At 43.4% G+C, this 22,234-nt stretch carries 25 protein-coding genes and 2 pseudogenes; 13 read left to right on the plus strand and 14 right to left on the minus strand.

What is annotated here, in order from left to right:
- The first annotated feature begins 26 nt into the window (after nt 1–26).
- The 8 genes from C5Z26_RS06875 (at nt 27) to C5Z26_RS06910 (ending at nt 7,013) form a co-directional block, all read left to right on the plus strand.
- Nucleotides 27–1,262 (plus strand): aminotransferase-like domain-containing protein, encoded by a 1,236-nt coding sequence (locus tag C5Z26_RS06875; RefSeq protein ID WP_105449237.1) that lies wholly within the window; start codon nt 27–29, stop codon nt 1,260–1,262.
- Nucleotides 1,263–1,627: 365 nt separating this feature from the next.
- Nucleotides 1,628–2,437, plus strand: coding sequence for a transporter substrate-binding domain-containing protein (locus C5Z26_RS06880; protein WP_105449238.1), 810 nt, complete (start codon nt 1,628–1,630; stop codon nt 2,435–2,437).
- A gap of 173 nt (nt 2,438–2,610) precedes the next feature.
- A complete protein-coding gene (locus C5Z26_RS06885) occupies nt 2,611–3,420 on the plus strand; it encodes a transporter substrate-binding domain-containing protein (RefSeq protein WP_105449239.1) in 810 nt (269 codons plus the stop codon).
- 88 nt (nt 3,421–3,508) lie between these two features.
- Nucleotides 3,509–4,216 (plus strand): amino acid ABC transporter permease, encoded by a 708-nt coding sequence (locus tag C5Z26_RS06890; RefSeq protein ID WP_105449240.1) that lies wholly within the window; start codon nt 3,509–3,511, stop codon nt 4,214–4,216.
- A gap of 12 nt (nt 4,217–4,228) precedes the next feature.
- A complete protein-coding gene (locus tag C5Z26_RS06895; protein WP_105449241.1) occupies nt 4,229–4,990 on the plus strand; it encodes an amino acid ABC transporter ATP-binding protein in 762 nt (253 codons plus the stop codon).
- A 166-nt stretch (nt 4,991–5,156) separates the two neighbouring features.
- On the plus strand, nt 5,157–5,474 hold the full coding sequence (locus C5Z26_RS06900; protein WP_105449242.1) for a PadR family transcriptional regulator: 318 nt from the start codon (nt 5,157–5,159) through the stop codon (nt 5,472–5,474).
- On the plus strand, nt 5,471–6,106 hold the full coding sequence (locus tag C5Z26_RS06905; protein ID WP_105449243.1) for a DUF1700 domain-containing protein: 636 nt from the start codon (nt 5,471–5,473) through the stop codon (nt 6,104–6,106). Before C5Z26_RS06900 ends, C5Z26_RS06905 begins: the two co-directional genes overlap by 4 nt.
- Nucleotides 6,090–7,013 (plus strand): DUF4097 family beta strand repeat-containing protein, encoded by a 924-nt coding sequence (locus C5Z26_RS06910; RefSeq protein ID WP_105449244.1) that lies wholly within the window; start codon nt 6,090–6,092, stop codon nt 7,011–7,013. Before C5Z26_RS06905 ends, C5Z26_RS06910 begins: the two co-directional genes overlap by 17 nt.
- An 83-nt stretch (nt 7,014–7,096) precedes the next feature.
- On the opposite strand, the gene C5Z26_RS06915 is transcribed toward C5Z26_RS06910, so the two are convergent.
- From C5Z26_RS06915 to C5Z26_RS06940, 6 genes and pseudogenes are all read right to left on the minus strand, one after another.
- A complete protein-coding gene (locus C5Z26_RS06915) occupies nt 7,097–8,290 on the minus strand; it encodes a GGDEF domain-containing protein (protein WP_105449245.1) in 1,194 nt (397 codons plus the stop codon).
- Between the two features lie 244 nt (nt 8,291–8,534).
- Nucleotides 8,535–9,590, minus strand: coding sequence for a YdcF family protein (locus C5Z26_RS06920; RefSeq protein WP_105450152.1), 1,056 nt, complete (start codon nt 9,588–9,590; stop codon nt 8,535–8,537).
- A 240-nt stretch (nt 9,591–9,830) separates the two neighbouring features.
- Nucleotides 9,831–10,970: an RNA-guided endonuclease TnpB family protein gene (locus C5Z26_RS06925; RefSeq protein ID WP_105449246.1), complete on the minus strand. Its 1,140-nt coding sequence runs from the start codon at nt 10,968–10,970 to the stop codon at nt 9,831–9,833.
- Nucleotides 10,951–11,138, minus strand: a pseudogene (locus C5Z26_RS12825) (hypothetical protein); the annotation flags it as partial. The gene C5Z26_RS06925 and the pseudogene C5Z26_RS12825, both read right to left, overlap by 20 nt.
- Nucleotides 11,139–11,209: 71 nt before the next feature.
- Nucleotides 11,210–11,431, minus strand: a pseudogene (locus C5Z26_RS06935) (ABC transporter permease); the annotation flags it as partial.
- Nucleotides 11,428–12,060 (minus strand): ABC transporter ATP-binding protein, encoded by a 633-nt coding sequence (locus C5Z26_RS06940; protein WP_370447988.1) that lies wholly within the window; start codon nt 12,058–12,060, stop codon nt 11,428–11,430. The gene C5Z26_RS06940 and the pseudogene C5Z26_RS06935, both read right to left, overlap by 4 nt.
- Nucleotides 12,061–12,260: 200 nt before the next feature.
- On the opposite strand from C5Z26_RS06940, the gene rlmD reads away from it, so the two are divergent.
- Both rlmD and C5Z26_RS06950 read left to right on the plus strand, forming a co-directional pair.
- Nucleotides 12,261–13,685, plus strand: coding sequence for a 23S rRNA (uracil(1939)-C(5))-methyltransferase RlmD (gene rlmD / locus C5Z26_RS06945; RefSeq protein ID WP_105449248.1), 1,425 nt, complete (start codon nt 12,261–12,263; stop codon nt 13,683–13,685).
- Nucleotides 13,686–13,697: 12 nt separating this feature from the next.
- Nucleotides 13,698–14,141 (plus strand): hypothetical protein, encoded by a 444-nt coding sequence (locus C5Z26_RS06950; protein ID WP_105449249.1) that lies wholly within the window; start codon nt 13,698–13,700, stop codon nt 14,139–14,141.
- Between the two features lie 53 nt (nt 14,142–14,194).
- Here C5Z26_RS06950 and C5Z26_RS06955 read toward each other — a convergent pair whose 3' ends face one another.
- The 5 genes from C5Z26_RS06955 to C5Z26_RS06975 all read right to left on the minus strand — a co-directional run bounded on the left by C5Z26_RS06955 (nt 14,195) and on the right by C5Z26_RS06975 (nt 17,220).
- Entirely contained in the window at nt 14,195–14,638 is a 444-nt protein-coding gene (locus tag C5Z26_RS06955; RefSeq protein ID WP_105449250.1) for a MerR family transcriptional regulator, read from the minus strand.
- 90 nt (nt 14,639–14,728) lie between these two features.
- On the minus strand, nt 14,729–15,586 hold the full coding sequence (locus C5Z26_RS06960) for an SDR family oxidoreductase (protein WP_105449251.1): 858 nt from the start codon (nt 15,584–15,586) through the stop codon (nt 14,729–14,731).
- A gap of 61 nt (nt 15,587–15,647) precedes the next feature.
- Complete coding sequence (locus C5Z26_RS06965) at nt 15,648–16,298, minus strand: endonuclease III domain-containing protein (RefSeq protein ID WP_105449252.1); 651 nt, start codon at nt 16,296–16,298, stop codon at nt 15,648–15,650.
- A gap of 90 nt (nt 16,299–16,388) precedes the next feature.
- Nucleotides 16,389–16,631 carry a hypothetical protein gene (locus tag C5Z26_RS06970; protein ID WP_105449253.1) on the minus strand — a complete coding sequence of 81 codons (243 nt, stop codon included), beginning with the start codon at nt 16,629–16,631 and terminating at the stop codon, nt 16,389–16,391.
- 31 nt (nt 16,632–16,662) lie between these two features.
- Nucleotides 16,663–17,220, minus strand: coding sequence for an NADPH-dependent FMN reductase (locus C5Z26_RS06975; protein ID WP_105449254.1), 558 nt, complete (start codon nt 17,218–17,220; stop codon nt 16,663–16,665).
- 386 nt (nt 17,221–17,606) lie between these two features.
- Here C5Z26_RS06975 and C5Z26_RS06980 point away from each other — a divergent pair, with 386 nt between their 5' ends.
- Both C5Z26_RS06980 and C5Z26_RS06985 read left to right on the plus strand, forming a co-directional pair.
- A complete protein-coding gene (locus C5Z26_RS06980; RefSeq protein WP_199774959.1) occupies nt 17,607–18,869 on the plus strand; it encodes a hypothetical protein in 1,263 nt (420 codons plus the stop codon).
- A 144-nt stretch (nt 18,870–19,013) separates the two neighbouring features.
- Entirely contained in the window at nt 19,014–19,499 is a 486-nt protein-coding gene (locus C5Z26_RS06985) for a Fur family transcriptional regulator (protein WP_105449255.1), read from the plus strand.
- 113 nt (nt 19,500–19,612) lie between these two features.
- Here the strand turns inward: C5Z26_RS06985 and C5Z26_RS06990 are convergent, their stop codons facing one another.
- A complete protein-coding gene (locus C5Z26_RS06990) occupies nt 19,613–19,834 on the minus strand; it encodes a PLD nuclease N-terminal domain-containing protein (protein ID WP_105449256.1) in 222 nt (73 codons plus the stop codon).
- A gap of 54 nt (nt 19,835–19,888) precedes the next feature.
- Nucleotides 19,889–20,743, minus strand: a complete 855-nt coding sequence (locus C5Z26_RS06995; protein ID WP_105449257.1) for a metallophosphoesterase family protein — start codon at nt 20,741–20,743, stop codon at nt 19,889–19,891.
- A 173-nt stretch (nt 20,744–20,916) separates the two neighbouring features.
- Between C5Z26_RS06995 and C5Z26_RS07000 the strand changes: the two genes are divergently transcribed.
- The gene (locus tag C5Z26_RS07000; protein WP_105449258.1) at nt 20,917–21,468 is read left to right on the plus strand and encodes a GNAT family N-acetyltransferase; all 552 of its coding nucleotides are present in this window, start codon (nt 20,917–20,919) and stop codon (nt 21,466–21,468) included.
- 336 nt (nt 21,469–21,804) lie between these two features.
- Here C5Z26_RS07000 and C5Z26_RS07005 read toward each other — a convergent pair whose 3' ends face one another.
- Nucleotides 21,805–22,227 carry a CidA/LrgA family protein gene (locus C5Z26_RS07005; RefSeq protein WP_105449259.1) on the minus strand — a complete coding sequence of 141 codons (423 nt, stop codon included), beginning with the start codon at nt 22,225–22,227 and terminating at the stop codon, nt 21,805–21,807.
- Between the last annotated feature and the right edge of the window lie 7 nt (nt 22,228–22,234).

The raw sequence follows: 22,234 nt of genomic DNA on the forward strand, positions 1-22,234 counted from the left end.
TAAAAAAATCAAGTGGGGGCCACATCATGAAAAAACTATTTGCGAATCGCGTCTTAACTAATGACACAACTGATCTTGATAATATTTTCAAAAATAGCGCCAATCCGGAAAACATTTCCTTTGCTGGCGGGTTTCCCGATGTCCGCTTATTTCCCGAACAGGCTTTGCAACAAGCCTATCATGACGCAATTAACCAACAGGGACCGGCCATTTTTCAATATCAATCCACCCAAGGCCCGCTGGCGCTGCGGCAAAAATTAGCGACACGCATGGTCCAACAGGCCGGCGTGACAACCACTGCAGCAAATATCTTGCTTACCCAAGGCGGGCAGCAAGCCATCGACTTGGTCGCTAAATTACTCTTAAATCATGGCGATGCCATGGTCGTTGAGGGCCCGACTTACATGGGCGCCTTAGCTGCATTTGATACCTACGAACCCACCTATTATGAAGTGCCAGTCGATCAAGATGGCATGAACTTACGCCGGTTACAGCAGACGCTTAAAGCGCATCCCGAAATCAAACTCATCTATACAATTCCTGATTTTCATAATCCAACTGGGACAACGCTCACTGCAAAACGGCGACAGGCAATGGTGGCCTTAGCTAATCAATACAATGTCATCATTTTAGAGGACAGCCCTTATCGCGACCTGCGTTACAGCGGACAAACCATTCCCGCAATTAAGCACTATGATACTGAAGGTCGGGTAATCTTCATTTCCAGCTTTTCTAAAATTCTATCACCCGCTTTACGAACCGGCTGGTTAGTTGCTGACGACACCCTGATGACCCAATTAGTTGGGTTAAAATCAGCCGTCGATGTTCAATCACCGAATGTGACTTTAGCAGCAATTAATGCTTATTTGGATCAAAATGACTTAGATGCTCACATCGCAACCCTTAACCAAGCCTATCAAGTTAAGCGCGATGCCATGTTGCAAGCCTTAGATCGTTATTTTCCTAAAAATGTGACTTATACACGTCCAGCTGGTGGGTTCTTCATCTGGGTCACGTTACCTGCAACCATCGATGCGCAGCAATTGTTAACCGACGTTGTTTTACCACAAGCGCATGTCGCCTACGTCCCTTCGGCTTGTCAATTCGCTAGTCGCACCGTTAAAAACGGTCTCCGACTAAACTTCACCAGTCTCGATCCAACGACAATTACAGCCGGCATTCGGCGCTTAGGTCAGTTACTCCAACCCGCGCCCGTCACAACCACCACTAAGCCACGGCTAAAAACCAGTTTTCAATTTTGATAATAGCAACTAGTTCGTTTGATTATGAGAAAACGATTTGACTATCATTAGAGAACGCGGTAAACTTACGCTAAATAATCAACATTTTGATGAGATGAGTACGTTATTTGATTCAGTCCAGCGAGCTGTGGTGCGATGAAAAGCAGCCTGAATCCTAACCGAAGATGGTCTCTAAATGGTGTCGGTAAGCGTTAGTGAACCGATGACGGGGTCGTACTCGTTAACGTACGCGAGTTAAGCTTAACTCACAGAGTTGGACCGAGTGATCGGTTCAAGCACAAAGGTGGCACCACGATCAACAATCGTCCTTTTATTAGGAAGATTGTTTTTTTTCGGCAAAAAATCAATGAAGGAGCTAAAATATAATGAAAAAATGGATCAAACAATTAGGACTAGCTATTTTAGGCCTCACCCTCGCAATTACCCTTACCGCTTGTAGCCAAAAGACACATTCAACGACTACCCGCGCAACCACTAACTTGCATTTGCAACAAGCTGGTACTTTGACCATCGGACTAGAAGGAACATTTCAACCTTACAGTTATCGCAAGAACGGCCAATTAACCGGCTTTGAAGTTGACCTAGGTCGCGCCATTGCCAAAAAAATGGGCTTAAAGGCTAAGTTTGTGCCAACTAAATTTGATGCGTTAATTGCTGGTTTAGCAGTCAACAAATACGATGTCGTCATTAATGATATTGCCGAAACACCACAACGTCAGCAAAAATATTTATTTTCAACGCCTTACATTTATTCAAAATCGCAATTGGCCGTTAAAAAGAACGCCACGATTACGCAACTGACCGCGATTAAAGGGCAAAAGGTGGCCCAGACAACCACCAGTAATAATGCCGCCGATGCTAAGCGTTTGGGCGCAACCGTCGTCCCCACTGACGGCTTTGAACAATCAATTGCACTCGTGACCCAAGGACGGGTCAGTGGGACCATTAATTCACGCGAAGCTTTCTACGCTTACTTCAAACAAAATCCGACCGCTCATTTAAAGCTAATCGCTACGGGTAATGCAATTAAAACGCAAAAAATCGGCGCTATTGTCACTAAAAAGCACGCCAAGTTACAACAACGCTTATCAACTGCCATCCGGGCATTACGCCAAGATGGCACGCTCACGAAACTCTCAAAGCGCTACTTTGGTGGTGACGTGACCAAGCCTTAGCCCGAGCGAGACGCCCGTTAATTTTTCTAGCCTCACTTATTCCCAGTGAATTTTAGGTATCATGATTGAAACTGGTTCGCTATAATAATAGAGTGCTTATTTTTTGTCAGTTAACTTAGTTTCAATTATGATATGACTAGTGTCTAAAAAATTTAGGGAGTGTTGAGTAAATTATGAAAAGTGTTATTAAACGACTAAGTCTAGCCGTTTTCGGGGTAGCCTTGGCAGTGGTCTTAACTGCTTGTGGTAATAGTTCCAGTCAATCCAGCAGTGCCAGTTCTGACCTTGGATTACAGACGCCGGGGACGTTGACCGTGGGTCTAGAAGGAACTTTCAAACCATATAGTTATCGCAAAGACGGTAAGTTGACCGGGTTTGAAGTCGATTTAGCTCGCGCCGTTGCTAAAAAGATGGGCGTTAAAGTCAAATTTGTGCCAACCAAGTTTGACTCGTTGATTGCTGGCTTGGATGTCAACAAATACGATATCGTCATTAATAATATTTCTCAAAATAAGCAACGGGAAAAGAAATATCTCTTTTCGACCCCTTATATCTATTCAAAGTCACAATTAGCGGTTAAGAAGTCGAACAAAGCCATTAAAAAGATTACTGATATCAAGGGTCAAAAAGTGGCTGAAACGACAACTAGTAACAATGCTACCGATGCCAAACGCTTAGGCGCTACGATTACACCAACTGATGGCTTCCAACAGTCCATTGATCTCGTTGAACAAGGTCGCGCCGCCGGAACGATTAACTCCGGTGAATCGTTCTACGCTTACTTGAAACAACAACCTAACGCTAATATTCGTTTAATTAGTGCTGGTGACGAGATTGCCACGCAAAAAATTGGCGCCATTGTCACTAAGAAACACGCTAAATTACAGAAAAAAGTTTCTAAAGCGATTCGTGACTTACGTCAAGATGGCACTTTAACGAAGCTTTCCAAACAATATTTTGGCGCTGACGTCACTAACAACTAACCGTTAGACCACTTTAAGCGCAATTACACCAAGCGTCGAGCCTGACTCTCGGCGCATACATACATTTTATTTTCACAGGAGGTCCCGCATGGAATCCATTTGGCATATTATTGTTACTTCAACGCCCCAAATCGCCTTGGCTGGCTTAAAATATACGATTCCGATTGCCCTAATTTCATTTATCTTGGGCCTAATCTTAGCCGTATTGACCGCATTAACTAAGCTATCACCTCGCCATGGTTGGTTTTCAATTCTGAAAGCCATTGCTTACTTTTATGTTTGGCTCTTTCGGAGCACCCCGTTATTAGTGCAATTATTCATTGTTTACTTTGGCCTGCCCTACTTGAAGATCAAAGGTCTCTTCCCGAATGGGATTCAACTTGATCCGTGGACGGCTGGTATTACAACTTTCTCACTCAATACCGGTGCCTATTGCGCCGAAACTATTCGGGCGTCAATCTTGTCTATCTCACAGGGCCAATGGGAAGCCGCTTATTCTATCGGAATGACTAAGCCACAAGTCTTGCGTCGGATTATTTTGCCACAAGCAGCTCGCGTCTCGTTGCCACCACTAGCCAATAGTTTTATTGGCCTCGTCAAAGATACTTCCTTGGCCGCCTCAATTACCATTATTGAAATGTTTGAAGTGAGTCAACAGATTGCTGCTGAAAACTACCAGCCATTGGTCATGTATGCGTTAGTTGCCGCCCTTTATGCCGTCTTGTGTTCAATTCTTAGTTACTTACAAGGCTATCTTGAAAGACGGACCTCACGTTACATTAGTCCCATTAATTAGGAGGGATCACCTGTGATTAAATTTGAACACGTCAATAAAACTTTTGGTGAGCACCCCGCTTTAATCGATATTAATACTGAATTTAAAGCACACCAAACCACGGTCATCGTTGGGCCTTCTGGGTCCGGCAAATCAACTTTATTACGATCGCTTAACTTATTAGAACATCCTGAAAGCGGTCAGTATCACTTCAATGATTTAACCATTGATTTCGCTAAGCCCTTGACCAATAAAACCATTTTAACGTTACGGCGCAAAACCGGGATGGTATTTCAAGGCTATAACCTCTTCCCACATTTAACCGTCATTAAAAATGTGATGGAAGGTCCTGTTCAAGTTTTGAAACAACCTGTGGCAACTGCTCAAAAGTCGGCGTTAGACTTGCTAACGAAGGTTGGCCTAGCTGATAAGGCTGATGCTTTTCCTAGCCAACTTTCTGGCGGGCAACAGCAACGCGTGGCGATTGCCCGCTCGCTAGCGATGAACCCGGAGTATATTCTCCTCGATGAACCCACCAGTGCCTTGGACCCCGAACTAGAAGCCGGCGTGTTACGAGTACTCCTAGATTTGGCCCGTGAAAAAGACTCGATGGTCATTGTGACGCATAACTTAGAATTTGCCCGCGCGGTTGCCGATAAGATTCTCTTCGTTGAAAATGGAAAAATCTTATTTGATGGCACCCCGGCCGAATTCTTTAAAGAACCGACCCAACGAATCTCCGATTTCTTAGCTGCTATGACTTTTACCACCATTTCTGATAAAGCTAACCAATAATAATTAGTCTAAAAAGAGTACTGCGAGAATTGTTAACTTCTTGCGGCACTCTTTTTTTGCTAGCAGTCGCCTTTTATCGCCCCAACCTTGACAGGAATTGATCAATCACGCTATACTATTAATCGAACGATACTATACGACGTATAATATAGCAGGAGGAATAGCGATGGCGATTCAAATTAGCTCCGAACTGTTGGACGGCTGCGTCTTAGCCCTTTTACAAACAGAAGATTATTACGGTTACGCCTTAACGCAACGATTACAAGCATCCGTTTCAGTCTCTGAATCAACGCTATATCCAGTTTTGCGGCGCCTTAAAAAAAATGAGTGGGTCACAACTTATGATCAGGCTTATCAAGGCCGTAACCGACGCTACTATCAGATTACAGCCGCTGGGACAGCACAACTCACCATCATCCAACAAGACTGGCAGACTTACAATCAGGCCATTAATACATTACTAAAGGGGGAAGCATCTTCATGACAGACTATCTAGATAAATTCACCGCCTTACTGGTCCAATTACAAGCGGATGAGCGAGACGAAGTAATCGAATTTTATCGCGAATATTTATTAGACGCTGACATTCAAACTTATGCTGATTGCGTTGCCGAACTGGGAGCGCCGAAGCAGCTTGCACGCAAGGTTTTGGCCGATTATTCAATCCGCTTCAATGAAAATCTCAACGCCAATACCTCGAAACATCAAAAATCTAAAGCCGGGATGCGCGCAATTTGGTGGGTTATCTTAGCGCTCCTCTCCACGCCGATTACAATTCCAGCATTATTAGTCATTATGGGCGTCTTACTAACATTAGCTATTATGATATTCGCCATGGCTGTCGTTATCGTTGTGGGCTTTGTCACTGTGACCATCTTGGCCTTAACCATGATTACTGCCGGTATTGGTATCTTCATGCAATCGTTGGCGACCGCCCTCTTCTATCTGGGCGTTGGTCTGGCACTGCTTGGCATTGAATTGCTGATTCTGCCGTTAGTCCTCTGGTTTATCGGCCTGATTATCCAAGGCGTTTCCACCATTATCCAGCGACTCTACCAACGCTTCGTGACCCGTAATCGTGCCGAAAGGGGGCAACGTCATGAAAAAAACCATTAAAATCGGCTTTGGCTTATTAATTCTAGGTGCCATCCTCATTATCTTTGGCATCGCCAATAATGGGATTCAGTCAGTCTATTGGCACAATGGCTTTCACGTGTTAAAGCAGACGACACGGACTTATCATCCCAAAACCATTAAAACAATCACGTTAGCGACTGCGAACAATGTCATTATTCGACGTGGCGATACGACTAAAATTCAAGTCACAGCTAGTCATCATCGACCAACAATTACGACCGATCACGGCCACGTCACGATTAAATCTACGGCAGCTAACACGACCGGCTTTTTACTACACTCAGCGACCGATGTGACCGTTATTACGTTGCCACAAACCGCCAAATTAACCACCGTCACGGCGACGGCGAATCAAGTTGGTAATTTACGCCTGCATCATCTGAACATCGACCGCTTAAAGCTAAGTGGTCAGGGCGCCGTTAATCTGAGTCAAGTCACCGTAACGCAACCATTAACGTTGGCTACGACCGATGATGTTCAGCTCACTAAAGTTCAAGCGCCAAGCTTAACCATTGGGGCTGAGGCTGATGATATTCATATTACTCAAAGTCAATTTACGAAAGCCGCTTCAAATCTCAAAACAACCGATGGTGACATTACCGTTCACCAAACGACTTTTAAAAGTGGTCACATTAGCAGTGATGAGGGTGATATTGCCTTACGTGATAATCACTTACAACAACGACTCACGGTTAATGCGACCGATGGTGATATTACTGTTCGAGCTCCCCATCAAGTTGGCATTAACGCCACGACTAGCGAAGGTGATCTCTCAATCTTTGATTGGAAAAATGATGACCAGAACCACTATCAAGTCCATACCGACGCCACTAGTCAATATGACTTAACCACTACTGAAGGCGATATTACGGTCACCGCTGCCTAATTACTGACCTATCAAAAAAGCCGCATTAACCTGCTTAATTCATAGCAGATTAATGCGGCTTTTAAAATTAGTTACCGCTCAAATTACGATAAAGTGACCGTTTGACCTTCAATGGTCATGCGATTACGACCGGCAGTCTTCGATTGATACAAGTATTGATCAACACGTTCAAACCAATCAGTAAAGGTAGCATCCGTCGTCTGTAGTTCTGAGACCCCAAATGAAACAGTGACCATTAATTTTTGCGTTTCAAAATCAATGGGCGTTTGTTGTAGGCTGTCACGAATGGTAGTCATAATCTGTTGGGCATCCGTTGCCGAACGACCCCGGAAAATGATAACAAATTCTTCACCGCCATACCGGAACAATTGTCCCCGCGTCTTGGCCTGAAATAAAGCTTGATCAAAATGCTGCGCCACATGCTTTAGCACCGCATCGCCCGTCGTATGACCATACTGATCATTAAACTGCTTAAAATGGTCAATATCAAACATCGCCATTGTTACTGGCACGTTAGTCCGTTTTTGATAAACCTCAAAAACTTCACGCGTCACCGTATCAAAGCTGAACCGGTTACGAACCCCAGTTAATTCATCATAATTCGCTTTTTGATCCAGTTGGGTAAATCGGTCAATTAATCGCCCTACTCGTTGCACGCAGAAACGAACGATCCACATATAAGCGACAAACACGATTAAAATATTAATCGTGTACGCCAATTGAAACCGGTGCACCGACCAAATAATGAACCACCAAGTCCCACCATAAACCAGTTGTAACGCAAGGTACCGCCACTGTGAACTCATCATACTGGTTTGATGATGCGAAATATAAATGATTGTCCCAGACAATAAGACCGTCATGGTAATAAAGACTGCGACAAAATGAGCGCCGTGCCCCATATACATCCCTTGCGCATAGAAAAAAATGAGCATTAAAATATTAATAATTTCGACCATTAAATTCCTCATGGTATAGAGACTAAAGAGTAGCACCGTTAATTGAGCCGTAGCATATGCCCAACTGACCACACTGCCAGAATTGACGGTCCAAAATATCTGCCGCAGTAAAACCATACTTAACACGACGCTACCAGCTTCAATTCCATGAACTAAAAAAGTAAATCGCCGACGCCGTATTTTTAACGCTTGGTGCTCTAAACTATAAGTTAATAAGGTCATGATCGTAATCAGACCCGTCATAATCAAAATCGTAATAACTGTTTTCATATTAAAAAAATCGTTAACAAATAAATTCAATAAATTATCTAGTTGCATATTTATCACTCCGGACACATATGTTCAAAGGAATTGTCCTTTAAATAGTACCATGAAGTACCCCCGACTGTTAACCACTTGTTTCTGAAAAGAAGCGGTTTCACAAGGCTAACGATCCCGAATGAAAGCTAATCATTGCTCGCAAAAGTCACTTATATCAAGGCTTTAGCCGTTCATACACAACCTGATTTTGACCGTTTATTTGGGGCAAAACTTTTTTTAGCACAATTTATTTTTCTCAGACCTAATGCCCCGTTGCAATCGTCACCCAGACGATTCCTAACGATAAAATAGCCAAACCAAGCACTGCTAAAGCATGCCACCACTTATGTTGAGCAAAAATCGCCAAATATTCGCGGATAATAGCATCTGGCAAGAAGAACCGTGCCGTTCGTGACCCAATCCCATCAGCCTTTAATCCGGCTGCTTTAGCAAAGATACCAGCTCTAAACGTGTGGTAATTGTTGGTCACGAAGATTGTCCGTGGGTGCTTAATGGAACCTTGGTCAATGAGTCGCTTGCTAAATTGCATATTTTCTAAAGTCGTAGTGGCTTGCGTTTCGGCCCAGCCAGCCGTCGCGGGTAATCCCTGGGCGCGTGCATAAGCCAACATAGCTTGGCCTTCCGGTAAGGTCTCATCACTGCCCTGACCACCTGAAAAGATTAAGATCGCTGGATGTTGCGTTTTTCGTTGTTGACGTTGATAAAACGCCAACCCGCGCCTAATCCGTTGCGCCAATAATGGGGACACTTGATTACCATGTAGCAAGCCCGCTCCCAACACGATAATATAGTCTTGGCGATACCGTGGTCGATTAAACTGATATAACACGAGCATCGTCAAATAATTGTAAAACCAAAAAACAACATAAAAAATAACGAGACTTGGAAAAATAAGCATAAAGTCACGCACCGAACGCGTCACATGTTGACTAATCACGTGACTGATCAGTGGTAACACCAAGATTCCTAATCCTAAGTATAGCGTCAACATATTCGCTAACGTATGGCTTTCGTGCCGCCAGACAATCCACGCATTCCATAATAGCAAAAATGCTTGTAACGAAAATAATAGCCCAATTAATAGTAAGAAACTTACAAAAATAACACTGCAAACCAAGATTAAGTGCCGATGGTTGGTCGCCAAAATAGTCCAAGCTAGTAGAATCAAAAACGTATAAAACCATAGCGAAAACCAAATACCATTACTCAACCGAACCTTATCATGGCGATACCGCCAAATAAAAATAAGCCCTAACACCACTGGTATCAACCAGCAACTAGCTGGTTCGGCTGGCATCAGATTGGTCGTATTAGCCAAACTCCCCACCTCCGATAAAATCCTATTTATCATAGCATAGTTCGGCCGCAGCGATGGTGGCGTTACCGGAGTTGTTTTTGCTCATTGTGAACTACTCGGCCATGAATGACTGAGCTTCTGAGAACACTGCCAACTTACACAATAGTGACTAGCACTATGCCCAGCGGTTACAGCTATTTATCACGGCTCGTTCCGAGCCTAGTTAGTCTTTTCTTTTCTTTAAGCATTCAATATGTTCTTGGCGGCATTAATATCCCGATCATGGTTAATGCCACATTTTGGACATGTCCATTGCCGGATAGCTAGCCCATGCTTACCGTCATCGTAACCACAGTCAGCACAGATTTGACTAGTTTTTCTAGGGTTCACAGTGACCAGCTGTTTACCATACCAAGCACATTTATATTCAAGCTGAGTGCGTAGTTCACGCCAAGCTTGATTGGCAATCGCCCGAGCGAGCCGATGATTGCTAAGGAGATTTTTGGTTTTCAAATCTTCGATTTTAATCACATCGTACAGCGTTACCAGTTTCTTGGTAAGCTGATTCAAATAATTACTACGTTGATTAGCGATTTTTTCGTTATATTTGGCAACCATGAGACGCGCCTTGCGATAATTACTGAAATCCGTTAATTCACGGGGTTCTAATACTTGATTGTGTTTATCCCAAGCAATTTCTTTCAAGGCTTGTAACCGACGTCGGGCTAGCCGTTTTTCCCAATAATGTTTCTTTTGCGATAAGACTTTATCAAAGCGAATAGTAGGATATTTGACACCCTCGCTGGTAATCATTAGATCCGCTACGCCCATATCAATCCCAACCGATTGCTTAGTTTCAGGCAGTTCTTGCACATCATTATCGACTAACACAATGGCGTAATATTTGCCGGTAGCGGATAACCGGATTGTGACATTCTTAATTTTACCGGTGAGTTGTCGGCCAGATTTAAATTCAATACAGCCTAATTTTGGGATTTTGATATAGTGTTGATTGATTTGAATAACGTTGTGATTGACGGCACTAGACTGATAACTCTGTTTAGGAAATTTTCGTGATTTGAACTTCGGAAAACCACTGTGTTCCTTGAACAATTTCTGAAAAGCGTGATGTAAATCACGACTAACATGTAAAAGACTGGTTGATTCCGCTTGCTTTAAGAAAGGGTATTCCTGTTTGAGACACTTGATCAGATAATTCATGCCAAATTCGTTGACGTAGGCGCCACCGTTATTATGGCGTTCAATCTGCATACTTAATAGTTGGTTCCAAACGAAACGACAGCAACCAAAATTGTTAATGATTTTTTCTTGTTGGTCAATTTGAGGATAAATTCTTGTTTTAATCGCCCGCAGCGTCATCTATATGCCCCTCTTTTATTCGTTGGTCATCGATATACTTAACAACTGCTTGCTGGTTAGTAGTGCCAATAACTTTTGCGGTACATTAATTAATAAATGGCTACAATCGTCGTGACCAATTTCCATCTGTTCAATACTAAATCCGTATTTTGAACCGATTTCTATTAAATAGACGCTACTTACAAAACAAAAGGCGATTCATCACGTTCTTAAAGGAACGTGTTTCCTCGCCTAATTTAAAAAATAATAAATACCATCATCGCCATAGTTAACCATAATTCATCAACCCGAAAGATATACTTCAGTAAATAACCAACAACTACTAATTGGACAACGGCCCGAACTACACCAACCACAATATCTTTATCGAGTCCTAGCTGTTGCCATAAACTAATCCCCAGCGCGACCAAAACAAGCATCGCCGCCAAAAACAATGAGGTATTATTCACAACTAGCTTCATTTAACATCCTCCAAACGACCGGCAACGATCCGCAGTAGCTGATCTGCGGCCGCAACTTCAGTCACATCATGGGTGACGAATATTGTTGTCACCTGCTGTTCAACATTTAATTGACGTAACCACTGATGAATGATTGCTTTGTTAGCCTCATCCAAGCCAGCCGTAACTTCATCTAATAACAAAATTTTAGGTAAGAATAAAATGTTACGAATCAATGCAATTCGTTGGCGTTCGCCCCCAGACAAGGTCCCAACAGATTCTGTCAGCATCGTCGTTGGTAACCCAACGTTAGCTAACGCCATCTTAATATGCGCCCAGTCAGGGGTCCGCTGCCGAATTTGATAAGGAAATGCTAAATTGTCAGCGACAGTCTCACCAAACAACGTTGGCTGCTGAAAACAATAAGAGACTTGTCGGCGATATTCAATCGGATCGTAACTCATCAGCGGCTGGCCGGCAAAAGTTAAGGTGCCACTGGTTTTAGAAATCATCGCAGCCATTAGCCGGAGTAAGGTACTTTTACCGCTACCGGAAGGCCCCGTCATGGTATAATGCGCGCCAACTGGAATCGTTAAATTAATCGCTTTTAGAATCTGCTTTGTCCCGACTTGATAACTTAAATCTTGCATTGTCATGATCGCTGTCATGTCACACGCCTCCATTTGATTGTGTACAATTCATTCTAGCATAATCAGGCGCTAGTTTATAATTATTATCACTCACAATCACCCTTAATTGGCGCCCAACCAAACACTTTGGGTCCCTGGTCCTTACCATGCTATAATAACGTGAACGTAGTCAACAGAAAACGAGGTTAGTTAAAGCTAATATGACACAATTTAATCAACATCATTACCAGCCCCGAACCCGGCCGGCTGAAAAGGTTCAAGCTGAGGTTCAACTTGGACAACGGTTTCCTTTAACCATTCACCGGTTAGGTATTAACGGTGAAGGCATCGGTTATTACAAACATGTCATCACTTTTGTGAAAGGCGCTTTGCCAGACGAAGTCGTCGTTGCCGAAGTCACTGCCGTTCATCCGCGTTACTTAGAAGCGAAAATACACAAATTACGTCAGGCCAGCCCTGATCGAGTTGCTCCCCGCGACGCTTATGCAGGCCACGTCGGCGGTTTTGAATTAGAGCATCTCGCCTACCCAGCCCAATTGCGTTTTAAACAAGACTTAATTCGGCAAGCTTTAGAAAAATATCGGCCAGCCGATTACCAACATTACGATGTTCGCCCCACAATCGGCATGGAAAATCCTTATGGTTATCGTAATAAGGCACAATTCCAAGTACGCGTCATTGATGGTCATGTTGCGGCGGGTCTTTACCAAGAAAATAGTCATGACTTAGTTGATTTACCCACTTGTTCCGTCCAGATGCCAGTGACAATGACCGTGATGCGAAAAATCGTCCAATGGCTTGAAGAACTAGCCGTGCCAATTTATGACGAAGCTAGTAATTCCGGGATTGTTAAAACTATCGTTGTCCGGGCTGCAGCCGCCACGGATGACGTCCAATTGGTCTTGATTACGAATACGCCCAAATTACCGAAAAAGCATCAATTACTCATGAAAATTGCGGCCGAATTACCGATGGTCGTTTCCGTGATGCAAAATGTTAATATTGGTAAAACTTCCCTAATTTGGGGTGATCAGACCACCTTATTAGCGGGTAAGACCACGATTACTGAAGAACTCGACGGCTTAACATTTGAGCTATCCGCCCGAGCCTTCTTCCAATTGAATCCGGAACAAACCCAGAAGCTGTACAGCTTAACCCGTACGGCACTTGATTTAGCACCGCATGAAACATTAGTCGATGCCTATTCTGGCGTGGGGACCATTGGCTTATCCTTAGCCGATGTGGCTTACGAAGTCCGCGGGATGGATACGATTCCAGCTGCGGTAACCGATGCCAACGAAAATGCCAAACGCAATCACATTACCAACGCCCAATATACCGTTGGGGCTGCTGAAACGTTACTCCCACAATGGTTAGCTAGTGGTTTTGAACCAGATGCGATGGTTGTTGATCCACCACGAACCGGTTTAGATGATGTCTTACTTGATACGATTTTACAAAGTGCCCCTGAAAAGTTGGTTTATATTTCATGTAATCCGTCTACCTTGGCACAAGATTTACGTCAATTAACCCGCGGTTACCAAGTTGATTACATCCAATCAATTGATATGTTTCCACAAACGGCGCGGTGTGAAGCGGTCGTCCGGTTCACCAAGCGTCACTAAGGAGTTGCAGTTATGGCAACAGCTGATAGTCAAATTTCATTAGTGATGACCAGTACCTTACGGCCACCCTTTAAAACTCATTTTTTATTATTAAAAGATTATATTGCGGATGTACGACTCCCAACAAGGGACGGTCGCTTAACCACCTTGATTGCGAAAAACATTCCCTTATCACCAGCCTTATCGGAATTAAAGACCATTTTTGATGATACAAAAAATCCAGTTTATTGGCGGCTACACGATCAGGCAATCCAAGAATTCTTTGCTGCGTATCCTGAAAAACGGCCAGTATTACCGTTAGATCTCTTGCAGGTTGTGCTCAACACGTTAGCTGAACAAGGGCTAACTGATGCCCAATTAATGCAGATTATGACCCAAATCTTTGAGCGGTTACAAACCAACGACTTTAATGGTCGGGCTGCACAACGCATTTTAACTGAATTTATCCATGATTAAATAAAAACGTCGCTACGAGAATTTCCTCGTAACGACGTTTTTTAGCATTAATTTTAGGGCTTAGCTTTTAAAATAAACTTGGTCTGATCATCAACCAACGTCACAAATAGCTCTTGGCTTGGATTAGGATCGAATGGCCCTAAATCAACCATGAGCTGACCATCATCGCCGACTTCAAATCCCTGATACCGGTCGAACAACATGTGATACATCGTCTGCGCCGGTCGCATTCGCTCATCAACTTGGGTGGCAGCGGCTTTCAACGTATAGCCGGCCGCAAGTAAATTACTCATTGCGGCTGCTTTAATCACCATCTTCATCGTATAGATGCGCGCCCGTCCCGGTTCATCTTGGTTTTTAGGAATAATATACCCCTTTTTTTGCCAATACCGTAGCTGGCGTGGCGAGACACCAGTCATCTTACTCAGTTCACTAATGCCAATCGTCAATTGACCACGTCGAAACATCGTACGAAAATCTGGCATACCATCAATCATCCTGATGCCCCCTCCACGGAAACTATAATTACCTTAAATTATAGCATGGATTGGCAGCGAACTTATGCCTTTATGCTTAATTTTAGGCCGTTAAGTCAAGTGTGTTTGTAAGAAAGCCGGCAAAGATTGTGCTGGTTGCCCCATAATCAGCTCATAGTCCGCACTAACTTCACTTAACAAACCTTGTGCACCACCAGCATACATGGAAGCCAACATTGACCCCTCGTTATTTTGATTATAAAGCGCCGCAAATTCCGCTAATGGTAGTGGTTGATACCCAATTTCATGCCCACTTACTGCCGATAAGACGGTTGCTAAGGCTGGCATCGTATAGGATTGCGCCTGCGTTAAGGTATAAATACGGCCGGTTTGTAATAATTGGGGCGTCGTCGCAACTTTAGCAAAGGCCGCCGCACTATCCGCTTGGCTAATAAAGCTCAAAGCTTGATCTCCCATCGGATAAATGACATTTTTCCGCGCAATTAACTCAGGCAGATACGGCACCAATGGATCGGCGTACAACGCATTGCGAATAATCGTATAGTCCAATTGCGACGCAGCTAATCGACGGGGAACGTACCCATAAAAAGCGGACAAATCAAATGGATTGTTCACTTGATCAGCAATAAAGCCCATCACCAAGAGGTGCTTAACGCCACTAGTTTCAGCGGCATGCACCACATTTTCAAATTCACTAACCCGACTATAAGCGTCATGACTTTTACTTGGAACGTAAATAAAAACATCACTCGCTGCTAAAACCCCTGCCAAGCTGGCGGGATTTTGATAATCAATAGCCGTTACCGTGAGGCCTTGTTGTTGAAACCCTTGGGCTTTACGTAATGTGTGTACCCCTAAATTCAATTGTTCCACTGGAACCAGCTTGATTAACGCCTGTACAATCTGCGTCCCTAACTTCCCAGTAGCACCAGTAATCGTATATTTCATATGGTCAGCGCCCTCTCTTGTAACTTTATTAGTTACATTAAAGCAGTGCCACATACATTTGTCAATTTAAACGCAAGCGTTGCCCGCCCAAAAAGGACTGCTGAAAATCCGCCTGCGTTTTGACTTGTTTCCCAAAATCAACAATCTGTGCGTGCCATTCACGAGCCTGAACAAAATCATAAGTCCAATTGGCGTCAATCAGGGCTTGGGCACGTCCATATTGTGCGGGTAATGGTTGGCCTAACCACGTGAATAGTCGCCGTAAATACGTATCGACAATAATCGTTGGTTGGTCAAACACGTACATCGAAAAATAATCCGCCGTTTCATTGCCAATTCCTTTTAACGCTAACAATTCCGAACGTAATCGTGCTGCCGGTAACGCACGCATGATCGCCAAATCAAACGAATATTGGCTACTCCAAGCAGCTAAAGCGCGTAAAGTCGGCACTTTTCGTGTATAGAAACCAGCGGGTTTGACCAACGTTGTTAATTCCGTAACCGACAACGCTAGAATAGCTTGTGGTCGAAATTGGGTAGCATGCTTTAGATTAGCTAAGGCATAGTCGACATTGCGCCAATTCGTATTTTGGACCAGGACGCCACCCCACAAAATCTCCCAAGGCGTTTCAGCCGGTGGCACGCCGGGTTCCAACCAATGCCGAGGCCCTAAATTAGTGGCTAAACTTTGATATAAATCAGCAATTTGCATGCATCATCCGCCTCCTCAAAACTGACTGCTGTTGTCAAAAAAAGGAGCTTGGTTTTTACCAAGCTCACTTCTTAATTAAGTTAGTACTGATTAACTCCGTTTTACCGTTAACACAATATCAGCTTTACGATTTTCTGGTTTGACCTTTTCTTGGAAGTCTAAACCTGCATCCTTAAATAGTGCTTGGATTTCAGTATTTACTAATGGTAACTCACGTGGATCGCCGGCTTGTTGGCGAATATAAACCACATATTCAGCTGGTAGTTCTTCCAAATCATATTCGACATCTTCATCATTTAAAATGACGTAAATTAATTTCCGTTCTTTATTCATACGAAATTACCCCTCAACTATTTTTTAATCTTTATTGCGCAGTGATTGGCCGTGACTGTTGCACAAACTCAAGATAGTCCTGCACACAATGATCCAACCAATCAATCGTTGGTTGATCGATCAGTTGACCGGCAGCATCGAATTTAGTTTGAACGAGGCCTAATAAAAATTCGTCGCCCGGTAAAACTCGGGCTGCCACGCCTGGTGAATCCAGAATTTGTCGCAAGTGACCTTGGGCACGCACGGTCCCTAATGGCCCCATTGTCGCACCAAGAATCATTACCGGCTTATTCTTCAATGGATGTTCGACGCGCGACAACCAATCAATGGCATTTTCTAAAACGCCGGAAATACTATGATTATATTCCGGCGTGACAAAAATAACCCCATCTGCCGCTAATACCGCCTGTTTTAAAGTTTGGACACTTGCGGGCGCAGTTAGCTCAATATCTTGATCATAAAACGGTAAGGTCTTGAGGGCTGGAATCGTCACAGTTAGTTGATCAGCATAGCGTTTTTGCACGTATTCAGCTAGTTTTTGATTATATGAGGCTTGCCGAACACTCCCCACCAGGGCAACAATTTTCATTAGTGTAAGACTCCTTTAAGTTGTGTTTGTCTTTAGTATACGCCTTTTTTACGCCCTCAGCGAAACCGGTTACAACTATTCCGGCCTAATTCGGCCAAAATCAACCGCCGAATTTAAACTTTCGCCTAACGTACCGTTGCGTTCAAACCAGGCCTCATTTATCTGAATGCCGTTAGTAAACCGGACAAAAACCAGGTTGCTTAGTTATAATTAACTTTAATTAATCCGGCTAATGATGCCAACACTGAACAGCGCCTCAACCGGTTGATATCCCCAGTAGTCAATCTGGTTTATTAACTTTTTTCAAAACCCAGCATCTCACGCATCCCAACCATAGCTAGTCTGTTATACTAATTGTTAGAGAATTTGATCGGAGGTTTTGGCTTGTGTATTATCGTGGTGAAGTCCTAGATTTTGTGAACATGCTACTCACGGATGAAACCGTGCCCTTAATGCGTTCACGCTTAGTTTTTTCTAGTAAAATTAATGTCGAGCGCCTCAAAGCTGCTGTGCTAGCTTCGGCGCAAATTGTCCCTGAAATCTTTGCCAGTTATCAGGCCGATCGTAATCGTTTTGAGGTCGTTCATCAACAAGTTGATGACATTGTCATTGAAGCTCAAAGCCCTTATAGTCCTGAAAACGTTGAATTTAATTTTAACAACGGCCCGCAATTACAGCTTTTCGTGATTCATCACGACCAATATGATGTCTTGCAAGCCTTTATGAGCCATCTGTTAACCGATAGTGTCGGTTTTAAAGAATACCTCTATCTACTCGTCCAAGCCTACAATTATGACGACTTATCTCATTTTAGTAACGAACGGCGGTTACGGCCCGTCATGTCACAATTACAACGGCAATTTAAAAAAACACATGCCCATGGTGACGCCCACTTCAGTACCGTTCGCTTGCCCCATTACCAAGGCATCAGCTTACGCCATATCGGTCATATTATGCTAACAAGTGATCAGTTCAGACGTGTTCGTCGGGTTGCTAAGGCGCAAGATATCGGCATCAGTGAGGCTATTCTAGCTGCCTATGCCAAAGCATTACAAGTGCTAACTGGACACACCACTATTACCTTACCTTGTCCCGTTAACTTCCGGCGCCTGACCACTGATCAGCCTAATATCACGCAAATTGCGAATCTAACCGGCACCGTTTACCTAAATATAAAAGTCGATGTCGATGCACCTTTTTCAGTCTTAGTTCAACAGGTCCATGATTTATTGGCAGCGGAACACACTCGCGCAGCTTTCTTATATCGGTTGACTAATTTACAAAAAATGAATCACACCATGCCAATTGGGTTAATGCGCAAAATTGCGAAGCGTTGGTTAGCACAACAACCACTCACCTATACTAATTTTGGCACGATTGATCAAGCCCGCCTTAAGTTCCACGGTTTAACGGTCGTTAATTGCGTTTTTTCAGGCGCTTTTCGAACCACGCCGACTATGGAAATTGCAGCGAGCACCTTTGCTGGCACTTGTACGTTAAGCTTTAACAGTATCGGTTCCGAGCGTGATTATCAGCTTGGCATGAAGATTCTAGAGAATATTCAAGCCCAATTACTGGTTTGGGCGCAAACAGCCCCCACCCCACAAGTCGCACCGACCAAAGCCACATTTTCTATCAAAGAATCCTAAACGAACGGCTCACTCTTACACTGAGTCGTTTTTATGTGTGACCACTTATTTTAGTCAATTTTTCTTAATAATGGTTCTAAGCTGGAATCCCGTTCACAAATGTGGTTTAATAGGGTTGAATCTTAATAAAGGAGGCCTCACGCCATGGCAGCGGATATGTTAACGCAAGCCTTACAACAATTAAAAGATCATAAAATCCGGGTAACCCCGCAACGTCAGATAATTTTGACTTATTTAGTGACCCATCACAATCATCCTTCTGTAGAAACAATTTATCAGGCCTTGGCCGCACAGCTACCTAATTTAAGTCTAGCAACGGTTTATAACACGCTCAAGCTCTTTGTCGATTTAGGCCTAGTGATTGAATTACAAAATGGGGATGCCGGTACCCATTACGACTTTTTTGGGCGGCCTCATTATCATGTTGTTTGCGAAAATTGCGGTAAAATTACCGACGTCTTTGAACCTGATTTGAGTCTGGTTGAAACCAAAGCCGCCAAAATTTCGGGCTATCTAGTTACTGGTCACAATATGGAAGTCTACGGCCTTTGCCCCGATTGTCAAAAGCAACTCAACGTCACGAAAGTTGCGGATTTAAAACGCCTGCACTTAAAAGATGACGCTGACTAAAAAAACTGCAATCAAAAAATAGTCACTGCAAGAATTTACAAAAATTCTTGCAGTGACTATTTAGTCTCGGCCAACAAAGATGCCGTAATGTGGGAAAACTCGCTTGCTTCTGCTTACCCTTTAGTTTGACCAAATTTAAAATATAGCCAAGGTCCAATTGGCTGAACCAATGTTAACACTAACCATCCCAGCTTATGCCCCCGACGCACTGATTTAGCTCGGATAATATCAATCATTGCGATACTGGTCGCAACCAACTCGAATGCCACAAAGGGCGCGATTTGTTGCCGGCCGTGCCGTGATAACTGACGCTTTTTGTGCCAATTTTTACCCATTTTGAACCCCCTCCTTCAATTATTTACTATTATACGCTGCTTAAATTGAAAACGCTAACAGGATAATGAGGCTAATGGTGATGGTGTCAAGAACCGCGCATTAGCCACCTGAATCGTATCAATCACTGCTGGCCGATACAATAATTGCCGAGTGGTAACGCCCACCTGCCCGCGTTCCACCGTAATCACTTGATAGCCACTGCTCTCGTGCACGAGATGCATCTGCGGATTAGCGCAATCAATGCCATATGCCGCTGACTCCGCCACCGCATTTAAGATATGATCACCGACCAGATAAGTCGTGGCGAAATGCACATGGCCGGTAAAAACACCGCCAATATTATGCCCCCGTAAGACGGATAACAAGGCCGGTGTATTTTGAAGAATAGCGTAGTGCATGTTCTGCATGGTCGGTCCGTCTAACGGATGGTGTAGAAAAAGGAAGGCCCGTTTCGTTGGTGCCTGACGTAAATGTTTTCCTAACCATTGCAACTGTTTTAACGCTAATTCACCAGCTTCAAAGCCAGCCACTTTTGAATCTAAAAAATAAAAGTCATTCTGTCCAATCCGCATCCGACTTGTATAATAAGGGCCAGGATTTGCCGGTAAATAACCCGCATAAAAGGCCGCACGATTATCATGATTCCCCAAAATCACCCGGACATGACATTGAAATTCTGCTTTCATCTGATGAACCACGGCATGTAACCGCTGATAATCAGTCGCACTACCGTCGTGAATCAGGTCACCTGTTAAGACGATTAAATCCGGTTGCATGGGTAAGGTCCGAATATCTTGAATAATCGTCGCTAACTTATGCCAAGGATCGAGCTGTTGATGATGAACCGGTATTTGACCACGCGGTGTCAAATGCAAATCGGAAATCTGAATAATATGCAAACATTGCACCCTAATCACTTCTCTACGCTAGTATTCACCAAATGGTTACCCTTAACATACTAAGCGGACGTAAATTTTCACCAAGTTATCCTGTAAAATAACTGTAAATATTCTGTTAGTAGTGCTCAGCAATCAATTGAGCTATGATAAGACTACTTAAGTTAATAAGTGAGGGAATTTACATGAAGAATATTTTAGCTGGTCCACGCATCGTTTTAGCGGTACCACAACCTGAAGACTTTGATGAAATTAGCGATTGGTACACTGCTGGTAGCTTTGGCCGTAACCTAGACACCTTACCGGCCCGACCACTATCAGGTGAAGAACTTGAACAAACCTATCGTAATCTTAGTCGCGATACCGAATTCTACTTCCACATTCGTACCGCTGACGATGATCGCTTACTAGGCTTTGTCACGCTGTTCAACATTGAATGGAATAATCAAATCGGACAATTAGCCATTGCGATTGGTGACCCAACTGATCGTGGTCAAGGTTATGGGACGGAAGCCTTAAACCTCATGCTTAATTATGGTTTTAATGAATTAAACTTATATAAAGTTCGTTTGGACGTTATTGCAACTAACCAAGCAGCCATCGCGGTTTATCAAAATAGTGGCTTTGAATTTGAAGGCACGAATAAGCTCGCCGTCAAGCGTGACGGGCAACGCCATGACTTATATAACATGGGCTTATTTGCCGCTGATTTTCAACCCCGCATCAACCTGGATTAAACAATCAGCGCAATTAGTTGCAGTCAATATGGTTTGCAATTATAATAGTCGCAGATTGATAGAAAAGACTTTGTCGCTATCAATCATTAATATTCTTTAGTCTTTTAGATTATAATAGGCATTGCTGCCATAATGTCGATTATTAATCATTTTCATTCATAGACTCCCCCAAGTCTTATGAATGGGGTGCATCAAAGCCCCCACTTTGATGTTGCCTACTCCTTGACCACTACATCCCTGATGTGGTGGCTTTTTTGTGTGTCCAATATGGGTTAACTTGGGTTGGTGCATGATCTATGCGTTTATAAATCGTTCACCAATTCAACCTAACTGAAATTAATCCTCTTCGACCGGCGAATTCGACCGACGATCTTGTAACCACGTTTTAGCTTGGACCAAGACCCAGGCAATGCCAGCGGTAAAAAGTAACAACATCAGCGTCGATAAAATAATAACCACGATAATTTGTAGCCCTTCGGCTTTCAAAACATCTAACTTCGTCGCCAATGCAACCCCAGACGGAATAAAAATCAAACTGATAATTTGCACGAAGAAGTTACTAACGCCTTCAACCTGTTCTAGTTTAACCAGCTTAAACGTTAATAGACCGTATAACATAATCATCCCGATTAAAGCTGGTGGCATGGGGAAGTCCGGCCAGAGCTGGGCCATTAGTTCTGAAATCAAACTACTTGCTAATAAAATTGCGCCATAAATCATAATTTGTCTAATAAACGACCATTTGTGTTTAGGTTTCATTAAAAGT

The organism is Lactobacillus sp. CBA3606 (assembly GCF_002970935.1).
Lineage (GTDB): Bacteria > Bacillota > Bacilli > Lactobacillales > Lactobacillaceae > Lactiplantibacillus.

What these genes read in the sequence shown, in the direction of transcription:
- C5Z26_RS06875 (WP_105449237.1), top strand. Translation starts at nt 27, where the DNA reads ATGAAAAAACTATTTGCGAATCGCGTCTTAACTAATGACACAACTGAT.
- C5Z26_RS06880 (WP_105449238.1), top strand. Translation starts at nt 1,628, where the DNA reads ATGAAAAAATGGATCAAACAATTAGGACTAGCTATTTTAGGCCTCACC.
- C5Z26_RS06885 (WP_105449239.1), top strand. Translation starts at nt 2,611, where the DNA reads ATGAAAAGTGTTATTAAACGACTAAGTCTAGCCGTTTTCGGGGTAGCC.
- C5Z26_RS06890 (WP_105449240.1), top strand. Translation starts at nt 3,509, where the DNA reads ATGGAATCCATTTGGCATATTATTGTTACTTCAACGCCCCAAATCGCC.
- C5Z26_RS06900 (WP_105449242.1), top strand. Translation starts at nt 5,157, where the DNA reads ATGGCGATTCAAATTAGCTCCGAACTGTTGGACGGCTGCGTCTTAGCC.
- C5Z26_RS06905 (WP_105449243.1), top strand. Translation starts at nt 5,471, where the DNA reads ATGACAGACTATCTAGATAAATTCACCGCCTTACTGGTCCAATTACAA.
- C5Z26_RS06910 (WP_105449244.1), top strand. Translation starts at nt 6,090, where the DNA reads ATGAAAAAAACCATTAAAATCGGCTTTGGCTTATTAATTCTAGGTGCC.
- C5Z26_RS06915 (WP_105449245.1), bottom strand. Translation starts at nt 8,290, where the DNA reads ATGCAACTAGATAATTTATTGAATTTATTTGTTAACGATTTTTTTAAT.
- C5Z26_RS06920 (WP_105450152.1), bottom strand. Translation starts at nt 9,590, where the DNA reads ATGCCAGCCGAACCAGCTAGTTGCTGGTTGATACCAGTGGTGTTAGGG.
- C5Z26_RS06925 (WP_105449246.1), bottom strand. Translation starts at nt 10,970, where the DNA reads ATGACGCTGCGGGCGATTAAAACAAGAATTTATCCTCAAATTGACCAA.
- C5Z26_RS06940 (WP_370447988.1), bottom strand. Translation starts at nt 12,060, where the DNA reads ATGCAAGATTTAAGTTATCAAGTCGGGACAAAGCAGATTCTAAAAGCG.
- rlmD (WP_105449248.1), top strand. Translation starts at nt 12,261, where the DNA reads ATGACACAATTTAATCAACATCATTACCAGCCCCGAACCCGGCCGGCT.
- C5Z26_RS06950 (WP_105449249.1), top strand. Translation starts at nt 13,698, where the DNA reads ATGGCAACAGCTGATAGTCAAATTTCATTAGTGATGACCAGTACCTTA.
- C5Z26_RS06955 (WP_105449250.1), bottom strand. Translation starts at nt 14,638, where the DNA reads ATGATTGATGGTATGCCAGATTTTCGTACGATGTTTCGACGTGGTCAA.
- C5Z26_RS06960 (WP_105449251.1), bottom strand. Translation starts at nt 15,586, where the DNA reads ATGAAATATACGATTACTGGTGCTACTGGGAAGTTAGGGACGCAGATT.
- C5Z26_RS06965 (WP_105449252.1), bottom strand. Translation starts at nt 16,298, where the DNA reads ATGCAAATTGCTGATTTATATCAAAGTTTAGCCACTAATTTAGGGCCT.
- C5Z26_RS06970 (WP_105449253.1), bottom strand. Translation starts at nt 16,631, where the DNA reads ATGAATAAAGAACGGAAATTAATTTACGTCATTTTAAATGATGAAGAT.
- C5Z26_RS06975 (WP_105449254.1), bottom strand. Translation starts at nt 17,220, where the DNA reads ATGAAAATTGTTGCCCTGGTGGGGAGTGTTCGGCAAGCCTCATATAAT.
- C5Z26_RS06985 (WP_105449255.1), top strand. Translation starts at nt 19,014, where the DNA reads ATGGCAGCGGATATGTTAACGCAAGCCTTACAACAATTAAAAGATCAT.
- C5Z26_RS06990 (WP_105449256.1), bottom strand. Translation starts at nt 19,834, where the DNA reads ATGGGTAAAAATTGGCACAAAAAGCGTCAGTTATCACGGCACGGCCGG.
- C5Z26_RS07000 (WP_105449258.1), top strand. Translation starts at nt 20,917, where the DNA reads ATGAAGAATATTTTAGCTGGTCCACGCATCGTTTTAGCGGTACCACAA.
- C5Z26_RS07005 (WP_105449259.1), bottom strand. Translation starts at nt 22,227, where the DNA reads ATGAAACCTAAACACAAATGGTCGTTTATTAGACAAATTATGATTTAT.